Annotated in this window: 9 protein-coding genes; all 9 read right to left on the bottom strand. The window is 64.8% G+C overall.

Features of this window, described 5'->3' with window-relative positions; translation table 11 throughout:
- Window positions 1–175: 175 nt before the first annotated feature.
- A complete protein-coding gene (locus tag FEF15_RS16525) occupies window positions 176–952 on the bottom strand; it encodes a Wzz/FepE/Etk N-terminal domain-containing protein (protein ID WP_163560262.1) in 777 nt (258 codons plus the stop codon).
- A 328-nt stretch (window positions 953–1,280) separates the two neighbouring features.
- Window positions 1,281–1,520: an MBL fold metallo-hydrolase RNA specificity domain-containing protein gene (locus tag FEF15_RS16520; RefSeq protein ID WP_240454205.1), complete on the bottom strand. Its 240-nt coding sequence runs from the start codon at window positions 1,518–1,520 to the stop codon at window positions 1,281–1,283.
- A gap of 58 nt (window positions 1,521–1,578) precedes the next feature.
- Complete coding sequence (locus tag FEF15_RS16515; protein ID WP_163560261.1) at window positions 1,579–2,520, bottom strand: Rpn family recombination-promoting nuclease/putative transposase; 942 nt, start codon at window positions 2,518–2,520, stop codon at window positions 1,579–1,581.
- Between the two features lie 64 nt (window positions 2,521–2,584).
- Window positions 2,585–4,018, bottom strand: a complete 1,434-nt coding sequence (locus FEF15_RS16510; RefSeq protein WP_163560260.1) for an MBL fold metallo-hydrolase — start codon at window positions 4,016–4,018, stop codon at window positions 2,585–2,587.
- 79 nt (window positions 4,019–4,097) lie between these two features.
- Window positions 4,098–5,432, bottom strand: a complete 1,335-nt coding sequence (locus FEF15_RS16505; protein WP_163560259.1) for a UDP-glucose/GDP-mannose dehydrogenase family protein — start codon at window positions 5,430–5,432, stop codon at window positions 4,098–4,100.
- Window positions 5,429–5,794, bottom strand: coding sequence for a DUF5615 family PIN-like protein (locus FEF15_RS16500; RefSeq protein WP_163560258.1), 366 nt, complete (start codon window positions 5,792–5,794; stop codon window positions 5,429–5,431). Before FEF15_RS16500 ends, FEF15_RS16505 begins: the two co-directional genes overlap by 4 nt.
- Window positions 5,791–6,015, bottom strand: coding sequence for a DUF433 domain-containing protein (locus tag FEF15_RS16495; protein ID WP_163560257.1), 225 nt, complete (start codon window positions 6,013–6,015; stop codon window positions 5,791–5,793). The genes FEF15_RS16500 and FEF15_RS16495 overlap by 4 nt, the downstream gene beginning before the upstream one ends.
- A 66-nt stretch (window positions 6,016–6,081) precedes the next feature.
- Window positions 6,082–7,350, bottom strand: coding sequence for a serine hydroxymethyltransferase (gene glyA, locus FEF15_RS16490; protein WP_163560276.1), 1,269 nt, complete (start codon window positions 7,348–7,350; stop codon window positions 6,082–6,084).
- A gap of 238 nt (window positions 7,351–7,588) precedes the next feature.
- Window positions 7,589–9,013 carry a hypothetical protein gene (locus FEF15_RS16485; RefSeq protein WP_240454204.1) on the bottom strand — a complete coding sequence of 475 codons (1,425 nt, stop codon included), beginning with the start codon at window positions 9,011–9,013 and terminating at the stop codon, window positions 7,589–7,591.
- Between the last annotated feature and the right edge of the window lie 514 nt (window positions 9,014–9,527).

Here is a 9,527-nt window from a genome sequence, read left to right as displayed (position 1 = left end):
GCCGCGTTCCAGCAGGCGCTTGGCGGTGTGAAAGCCGATGAAGCCGGCATTGCCGGTGACGAGGATTTTCATTGTCAAGACCAATAATCGGAGGCAGAAAGGATAACTCTGACATTCAACGCATGCGTGACCACGGCAGTTCCAACGGCCGGTGAATTGGCGGGGTCAATGCTGTTCAGGCCTTGTCCTCACGCAGGCTCTGACGCACCCGAGCCGCGAACTCGGCGAAGAATGCCGCCATCACCGCCAGCATGCCGCCGAGGACGATTCCCAGTGCGAGAATCAGGCTTCGGCTCGTGCCCACCGGCTTCAACGACTGTACGGCGAGTTGGCCTACGTCACCTTGCGTCAGGTCGGTGAGAGAGGCTTCAAGCTCGAACACGCGCTCGCCGTAGGTCGCTACCAAATCCCTGTTATTTGAGCCAGACGAGGCCTCCAGTGTCTCAAGCGCCTGTCGGGCACCTTCCAACTGCTGTTCCAGTCGCCGTTGACGGCGTTCGACCAGCGCCTCCTGATCATCGACCACACGTGACAGTAGCTGCTCATGGAACCGCTCGACCAAATCAGCGCTGTCCGCACCGGCCTGTGTCTGCAATCGGATGATATTAGTTTCGTTGGGGCTGGAAACTGAAACTGTCGGCGCTGAGTCGAGGTTTTCGGAAGCGATTAGCTCTCGGCTCACGGAGCTGATGTAGAGATTCTCAATTTTGGCAATCACCGAGCCAGGAGATTCCAGCGGCTCGGTGGCCTCCTCCTTTGCCACGCTATAGATCGTTGTGTAGGTATAGGCACGCTCTTGCATCAGGGCATACGCAACAGCGATGCCCAGGATCAACACGAAAACCAACAACATGGATTTCCATCGCTTGATCAGTATCTTGGCGAGATCGATCAGGGAGATTTCGTCATCTTCGGGGTAGCGCTGCGATTCGTGCGGAGGTGTCTGGTTCATGCGGCATCGTCGATGTTTGGTGGTTACGAGCGGGCACGCTACCGCCCGGGGATTGTCGCCGGGCGTTTTCCCATGCCCTGAAAAGTGGTGCTGTTGGTGGGGCTGCGATGGCGCTGGTGGCGCCATTGGGGCGCCTTCCAGCGCCTTCGCCCGGCAGAGCCGGCCTCCCACAAGACCCGGAGCCGGCATCCCACATTGGCTGACCTATGCCGGCCAGCCACAAGCTGAAGGCGGTCATTCTAGTGGAAAGGCGCGGCACACTCTACGCCTAAGCGGTCTGGGTTTGTTGGCCTTTGGTGATAAGCAAACTTTGCTTGATACCTGTCAGCTACGCCGGGGCCGGGCTGGCGAGGGTGACATGAAGCGCGTGGCCTACGCTGGCCGCCCAGACCTCGATGGCGGCCTTGAGCGCCTGCTGGGCGTCGGGTTCGCCGTGCACCAGACGCACGTGGCGCGGCGGGTGGCGCATGCGCTGGAGGAAGTGGAGCAGGTCGTGCTGGTCGGCGTGGGCGGCCAGACCGCTGGCGGCGATCACCACCGCGGGGCGGTGGGTGCGGGCCAGGCTCAATGGGCTTGATGATGGTTTCGGCAATACAGCATGGTGTCTTCCAGGGATAGCTTTTCGATCAGTGCTGCGCCTCGTTGCGCATGGCCTCGACTTCGCTCAGGGGTAACCCCGTGGCGTCGGCGATGGCGCGGTCGTTCAGTTCGGTGGTCTGGATCAGCTTACGGGCCGTGCTGCGAAGTGCTTCTTCGCGACCTTCTTCGCGACCTTCTTCGCGGCCTTCCTGTTTCCAGCGCTTCGGCCATTGGCCGGTACGTTCTTGCAGCATGGTGTACACCTCCCGCAGGTCGTCCAATCGGTTAAGTTCCTGCCACTGCTCTTTGGGGGCCTGGCGCCTGGCCCAGACTTGCTTCAGCCAGCTGGTAAAGGCGCTGCGCAGCTCGTCTTGCTGTTCAGCATAGAGCCATTCGACCAAACGCCCCAGCACGTTCAGGGCCTCATCGATCCCCCGGTAATGCTCCAGGTTGAAGAGGGCGGCGACCACATTCCGGGTTTCTTCGGGCCAGCCAGGGTCGTTGACGATCGCCTTTTCATCCAGCAGCAAGTAACGCACGGCAGGGCAATACTTTTCCAGGCCGCCGCTAACGCTTTCGACCATCTCGGCAACATCATGTGCCGCGTTCCAGCGTCGTTCGCCATTGTAGAGCACGATAGGCAGCACAGGAGGCAGCTTGCCGCTCGGCGTGAATGCCTTCTGGCGTATCAGGTCCTGATAGAGCAGCCCTACGTAGCTCATGATGCGCACAGGCATGAAGCGGTCCACCCGGCTCTGGAACTCGATGAGCAGATAGACGTAGAGCCAGGTATCCCCCCATCTCACTCGCCAGACGATGTCGCTCTCGCGGTCGCGAAGCTCATCGGTCACGTAGGAGCCGCTGGCCTTCTCCAGCGAGTCGAGGTCCAGCTCGTTGACCCATTCCTCGTGTACGAAGCCGGTCAGCAGGTCGCTGACCATGCGCCGATGCGAAAACAGCAGCTTGTAGCTATTGTCGTGCCCTGCCATGTCTCCGTGCCCTTCCCTTCCTGGTGTGTCCGTTATCTCACTGCGTTGGCTTGTTGCCGCGTGGCTACGCCGGAGCGGGGCTGGCGAGGGAAACGTGGAGCGCGTGGCCGGCGCTGCGCGCCCAGGCTTCGATGGCGGTCTTGAGCGCCTGCTGGGCGTCGGGCTCGCCGTGCACCAGGCGCACGTGGCGCGGCGGGTGGCGCATGCGCTGGAGGAAGTGGAGCAGGTCGTGCTGGTCGGCGTGGGCGGAGTAGCCGCTGACGGTTTCCACCCGGGCGCGGATGTCGATGCGCTCGCCGTCGAGCTGTACCCACCCGCCGCGCGGGCCGTAGCGCTGGATGTCGCGCCCCGGAGTGCCAGCACCCTGGTAGCCGATGAACAGCACGGCGTGGCGTTCGTCGGGCAGCATGCGCTTGAGGTAGTTGACCACGCGCCCGCCGCTGGCCATGCCGCTGGCGGCGATCACCACCGCGGGGCGATGGGTGCGCGCCAGGTAGTCGACGGTCTGCTCGTGCTCGTCGTGACTCTCGACGGTGTAGAGGTTGTCGAAGCTGAGCGGGTGGCGGCCGCTGCGCAGCCGGCGGTGGGCTTCGGCGTCCCACCACGGCTTGAGATCGCGGTAGACCTGGGTGAAGCGCGCGGCGAGCGGCGAGTCGACGAGGATTTCCAGCTCGCGCCAGCGCGCGTCGTGGGCATTGTGGATCAACCCTTCCAGTTCGTAGAGCAGTTCCTGGGTGCGGCCGATGCTGAAGGCCGGCACGATCACCGTGCCGCCGTTCTCCAGCGCGCGGTCGATGGCGGCCTTGAGGCGCGCCCGGCGGTGCTGGCGATCCTCGTGGCGACGGTCGCCGTAGGTACTCTCGAGCACCAGGGTGTCGGCGCGATAGGGCGAGCGCGGCGACGGCAGCAGCGGCGCGTAGGGCGCGCCGAGATCGCCGGAAAAGACGGTGCGCTGGGCCTGGCCGCTGACCTTGTCGAGGCTGTCCACCTCCGCACTCTCCACCTCGACATAGGCGGAGCCGAGGATGTGCCCGGCGCGCTGTAGCTTGACACGCAGGCGGTGGCGGTCGTCGTCGAGCACGGTGTGCCAGGTCTTGTAGGGCAGCGCGACCAGGCGGTGTTCCACCTCGGCGAGAAAGCGCTCGATCAGGGCGCGGTCGCGGGTGAAGCCAATTTTCAGCGCATCCTCGATCACCAGCGGCAGTAGCCGCGCCGAAGGGACCGAGCAGAGGATCGGCCCCTGGTACCCCGCCGCCAGCAGGTAGGGCAGCCGGCCGATGTGGTCGATGTGCACGTGGGTAACCACCAGCGCCAGCACGTCATCGACGGGGAAACGCACCCGGTGCTGTTCGAGGCTGTCGAGGTGGTCGGCATCTTGACCTTGAAACAGCCCGCAGTCGATGAGCAGGGCGCGGTCCGGGGCGATCTGCAAGCGGTGGCAGCTGCCGGTGACGCCATCGGCGCCGCAGTGGTGGAGAATCTGGGGATAGTCGTCCATGACTGTTCCTGAACGTAAATGTCTCCACGATCGTAGCGGTTACACCCTTGAGGCACTATCCACCGTTAGTGGGCCGTGCCTAAGCCAACGACGCCCCCCGCCCCACGGCATAGTAGAGCAGGCCGGCCTCACGAACGCGTGCGGGATCGAAGAGGTTGCGGCCGTCGACCACCACCGGGGTGGCGAGCTGGGCCTTGAGCCAATCGAAATCCACGGCGCGGAAGTCCTTCCACTCGGTGCAGATGACCAAGGCGTCGGCACCCTTCACCGCCTGGATGCGGTCGCCCACCAGCACCAGGTCGTCGCGATCGCCGTAGAGGCGACGACACTCCTTCATCGCTTCGGGATCGAAGGCCTGCACTGTGGCACCGGCGGCCCACAGCGCTTCCATGAGCGTGCGGCTGGGGGCGTCGCGCATGTCGTCGGTGTTGGGCTTGAACGCCAGGCCCCACAGGGCGATGGTCTTGCCTTCCAGGGCACCATCGAAGGCTTGGGAGAGCTTGGCGAAGAGGGTCTGCTTCTGGCGGCGGTTCACCGATTCCACCGCATCGAGCAGTTCGGCCTGGTAGTCGACCTGGCTCGCCGTGCGCGCAAGCGCCTGGACGTCCTTGGGGAAGCAGGAGCCCCCGTAGCCGCAGCCGGGATAGATGAACTGGTAGCCGATGCGCGGGTCGCTGCCGATGCCGCGGCGCACCTGCTCCACGTCGGCCCCGAGGCGCTCGGCCAGGTTGGCGATCTCGTTCATGAAGCTGATCTTGGTGGCCAGCATGGCGTTGGCGGCGTACTTGGTCAGCTCGGCCGCGCGCACGTCCATGAACATCAGCTTTTCCTGCTGACGAATGTAGGGCGCGTAGCACTCGCGCATCAGCGTCTTCACACGCTCGGCATCGGTGCCCACCACGATCCGAGCCCCGTGGGCGAAGTCGTCGATCGCCGAGCCCTCCTTGAGGAACTCGGGGTTGGAGCAGACATCGAACGCCACCTCGAGGCCGCGCGCCTCCAGCCCCTGCGCGATAGCCTGGTGCACCCGGTCGGCAGTGCCCACCGGCACCGTGGACTTGTTGACGACCACCTTGTAGTCGTACATCTGCTCGCCGATGGTGTTGGCCACGGCGAGCACGTACTGCAGGTCGGCGCTGCCGTCCTCGTCGGGCGGCGTACCCACGGCGATGAACTGCAGGGTGCCGAATGCCACGGCGTCGGTGGGGTCGGTGGTGAACTGCAGGCGCCCGGCGGCTACGTTCTCCTTCACCAGCCCCTCGAGACCCGGCTCGTAAATGGGGATCTCGCCGGCCTCGAGACGCAGGATCCTCTCCTCGTCCACGTCCATGCACAGCACGTCGTGGCCCACGTCGGCCAAGCAGGCTCCGGTCACCAGGCCCACATAGCCGGTCCCAAAGATGGTGATTTTCACGTATTGCTTCCTATGTGTTCTCGTGGCTTGTCGCTTAATTCAACCAGTGCTTCGCCATTGTTCAGCATCTCAAGAGCAGCAGGTAATAACCTGCTCAGAACCTCTCTCATCCGAGCATTGCTCGTGTTCCCCATGGTGATCCATATCACCTTGGGTGGTGGGCCATGCCGTTCCAGCAGATCAGGAAAATCGCGATCTTTGGTCAAGACGATCACATTTGCCTTCCGTGCTTCGGCAAAGATTGTTTCGTCATCGGCATCGCGATAACCGAGATAACGGACGGAGCAAGCATCCACTCCGCAGTTTTCCGTCAACCACTGGGCGAGATGGGGTGACAGTTGAGCATCGACCCAGAGGATCATGCGGCCAGCACGGGATGGTCGAGGCGTCGGGCGGCAAAATGCAGCACAGCAAGCACATCCTCGTACTCCAGGTCAGGCAACTCGTCTAACACTTCCTGCGTACTGAGGCCCTGAGCCAAGAGGTCCAGTACATCCACGACTCGGATGCGCATCCCACGGACACATGGGCGCCCCCCGCATTGATCAGGATTGATGGTAATCCTCGACATCGGGTTATTCATGGCACCCTCCTGAGTCCTGTTTTACACATTGTAATAGCGACGATACCACTCGGCGATACGCTGCGCTCAGTCGCGATACACCGGGAAGCGCGCACACACCGCCTCGACCTTGCCTTTCACCTCGGCCTCGAGGGCAGCGGTGTCCGCGCCCTTGGCCATGGCGTCGAGGATGTCGCAGATCCAGCCGGTGAGCTCGCGACACTCGGCCTCGCCGAAGCCCCGGGTGGTCACCGCCGGGGTGCCGATGCGCAGGCCGGAGGTGACGAAGGGGCTCTGCGGGTCGCCGGGCACGGCGTTCTTGTTGACGGTGATGTGGGCGCGGCCCAAGGCGGCGTCGGCGTCCTTGCCGGTCAGGCCCTGCTTGATCAGCGAGAGCAGAAAGAGGTGGTCCTCGGTACCGCCGGAAACCACGTCATAGCCGCGCTCGATGAACACGCCGGCCATGGTCTGGGCGTTCTTCACCACCTGCTGCTGGTAGGTGGTGAACTCGGGGGCCATGGCCTCCTTGAAGCACACCGCCTTGGCGGCGATGACGTGCTCCAGCGGGCCGCCCTGTCCGCCCGGGAAGACGGCGGACTGCAGCTTCTTCTCGATCTGCTCGTCGCCTTCGCTGGAGAGGATCAGGCCGCCGCGCGGGCCGCGCAGGGTCTTGTGGGTGGTGGTGGTGACCACGTGGGCGTGGGGCAGCGGCGTGGGGTAGACGCCAGCGGCGACCAGACCGGCGATGTGCGCCATGTCGACCAGCAGGTAGGCACCCACTTCGTCGGCGATCTCGCGGAACTTGGCCCAGTCGATGATCTGCGAGTAGGCGGAGAAGCCGGCGATGATCATCTTGGGCTGGTGCTCGCGGGCAAGCTTGGCCACCTCGTCGTAGTCGATGCGGCCGCTGTCGTCGATGCCGTACTGCACGGCGTGGTAGTGCTTGCCGGAGAAGTTGGGCTTGGCGCCGTGGGTGAGGTGGCCGCCGGCGTCGAGGCTCATGCCCAGCACGGTGTCGCCGGGCTTGACCAGCGCCTGGAAGACGGCGGAATTGGCCTGGGAGCCGGAGTGCGGCTGGACGTTGGCGTAGCTGGCATTGAACAGCTGCTTGGCGTAGTCGATGGCCAGCTGCTCGACGATGTCGACGTATTCGCAGCCGCCGTAGTAGCGCTTGCCGGGGTAGCCTTCCGCATACTTGTTGGTGAGCTGGCTGCCCTGGGCCTCGAGCACGCGCGGGCTGGCGTAGTTCTCGGAAGCGATCAGCTCGATGTGCGCCTCCTGGCGGGCGACTTCGTTCTGCATCGCCTCGAACAGGGCATCATCGAAACCGGCAATCGTCATGTCACGGCTGAACATCGGCGGGAAACCTCGCATCACGGGGAAAATCGGGACGCCACATGATACCCCAGCCCTGACCGCCTTTCACATGAAACAGCCAGGATGAGCGCATGCCGAAAATTCATATCAAGCGTATGCAAACAATCATGTGGGAGGGCGATTCATCGCGCGAAGCAGCGCGTAGCGCTGCCAGGATAGGGGCGCCTACGGCGCCTTCGCCCGGCAAAACCGGCCTCCCACAACGGTTCTAGTGCCCTCAGCGCGTCTCGACCTTCAGCGAGAGCTTGTCGGGCAGCGCCAGGGGATCGCCGGTGTAGGTCTCCAGGTTGCTCTCTGCCGGCAGGGTAACGGCGACCTCGACCTCGTCGGCGGCGCCTTCGGCCAGACTGACCAGGCCCAGCAGGAACTGCTGCACCTCGGGGCCGAACATCATGCCGAAGCCCTCGGCCTGGGTGCGCGCCTGCTCGAGGTACTGGCTCTCGGTCACGCCCTCCATGGCCGCACCCAGGGTCACCAGGCGGCCGAACAGCCCCAGCTCGGCCAGGGTCAGGCGGATCTCGCCGCCGAGCAGCGTGGCGGTGTCCAGCACCGCGGCATCGGCGAACACCGCCTCGGGGGTGACGCCGTCGGGCAGCACCACCGGCAGCTCGATGTCGAGCAGCAGGCGCAGAGCGTCATGAATGGTCAGTTGGCTGTCGCTGGTGATGCGGCTCTGCACGTCGCCCTCTTCCCAGTTGCCGAGAAAGACCGCATCCAGGCGCAGCTCACCGCTGCCGTCGGTGAGCACGTTGCTGGCCATGCGCAGCTGGGCGCGCTCCTCCTCCGGCGCCAGCTCGATCATCCTCGCCAGGTCGGCCTGGAAATTCTCGACCTCCACGCCCCCTTGCCCGTCGCCGAAGTCGCCGTCGACGCTCAAGCGCGACAGGCTGCCCACCAGGCGATCGGAGTCGATGGCGAAGTCCTCGAGCACCAGGGCGTCGAGGCGCTCCTCATCCTCGCGGTCGATGCCCTCCAGGCCCTCGAAAGCGAGCGTCCCGAGGGTGAAGGAGCCGGCGCCGAAGTCGCCGAGGTTTTCGCCGGTGCCGGCCACCTCGGTGATCTCCAGACTGCCGATAGCGTCGTGGGAGAGCGCCTCGCCGCGCACCCGCTCGATAGTCACCCGTCCCTGGCCGTCACGCAGCGAGGCCTCCTCGAACACTTTCTCGGCAAGATCCGAGGCCAGATCGAGGGTGATGGCGTCGATGGCCAGGCTGCCGATGCGGACGTCTTCCGGGGCGAGGCTATCGTCGAGGGGAAAGACCGCCCGCGAGGGCTCGCCGAGCACGAGGCGCTCGATCTCCATCAGCGCCACCTCGGAGAGCGAATCTTCCAGGCGAAGCCCTTCCACGGTGACCTCGTCGGGACTGTCGTAGTCGCCGCTGACCACGTAGCGGTCGATGATCAGCCGCTCGCCCTCTTCGCCCAGAAAGACCACGTCCTCGGCGGTGACCCGCGAGCGCAGCATGGCACTCGATACCTCGCCGATCTCGACCTTGCTCTCGGGGCCGAACAGGCCGCGCAGGTCGGCCTCCAGGCGCTCGGCGTCGGCCAGCACCGGTGCGGCCGCCCCCACCAGCGCCACCAGGACCAGCGTGCGGCCGATATGTTGTACCCGCGGATGGATTGCGAACTTCGACGTCACCTCGTCACCTCCTTTGTGAATAGCTACTTCGAATGAGGCAGTCTAGCAGCACAAGGGCGCCTGCGGCGCCTTCGCCGGCAGAGCCGGCCTCCCACAGAGCGCACTCGCACCGTAGCAATGCGGGAGGGCGCTTCAGCGCGCGAAGCAGTGCGCAGCGCTGCCAAAGCGGCAGCCGCCGGGAGCCTTCCGGCTCCTTCGCCGAAGCGTCGAACCGCCGGTAAACCGGCCTCCCACACTGTTTAGGCAGCCCTTGGGTGGTGAACCGGTGGGAGGGCGCTTCAGCGCGCGAAGCAGTGCGCAGCACTGCCAAAGCGGCAGCCGCCGGGAGCCTTCCGGCTCCTTCGTCGAAGCGTCGAACCGCCGGTAAACCGGCCTCCCACAGAGCGCACTAGCGCCGTAGCAATGTGGGAGGGCGCTTCAGCGCGCGAAGCAGTGCGCAGCACTGCCAAAGCGACAGCCGCCGGGAGCCTTCCGGCTCCTTCGCCGAAGCGTCGAACCGCCGGTAAACCGGCCT

It is taken from the genome of Halomonas sp. NO4 (assembly GCF_010994375.1).
Classification (GTDB): Bacteria; Pseudomonadota; Gammaproteobacteria; order Pseudomonadales; family Halomonadaceae; genus Halomonas.
Note: the sequence above shows the minus strand (reverse complement) of the source record. Positions and strands in the feature narration are given on the sequence as shown.

Bases quoted from the DNA above. Each gene is read 5' to 3' on its own strand.
- FEF15_RS16510 (WP_163560260.1), bottom strand. From the start codon at position 4,018: ATGGACGACTATCCCCAGATTCTCCACCACTGCGGCGCCGATGGCGTC.
- glyA (WP_163560276.1), bottom strand. From the start codon at position 7,350: ATGTTCAGCCGTGACATGACGATTGCCGGTTTCGATGATGCCCTGTTC.
- FEF15_RS16495 (WP_163560257.1), bottom strand. From the start codon at position 6,015: ATGAATAACCCGATGTCGAGGATTACCATCAATCCTGATCAATGCGGG.
- FEF15_RS16525 (WP_163560262.1), bottom strand. From the start codon at position 952: ATGAACCAGACACCTCCGCACGAATCGCAGCGCTACCCCGAAGATGAC.
- FEF15_RS16515 (WP_163560261.1), bottom strand. From the start codon at position 2,520: ATGGCAGGGCACGACAATAGCTACAAGCTGCTGTTTTCGCATCGGCGC.
- FEF15_RS16500 (WP_163560258.1), bottom strand. From the start codon at position 5,794: ATGATCCTCTGGGTCGATGCTCAACTGTCACCCCATCTCGCCCAGTGG.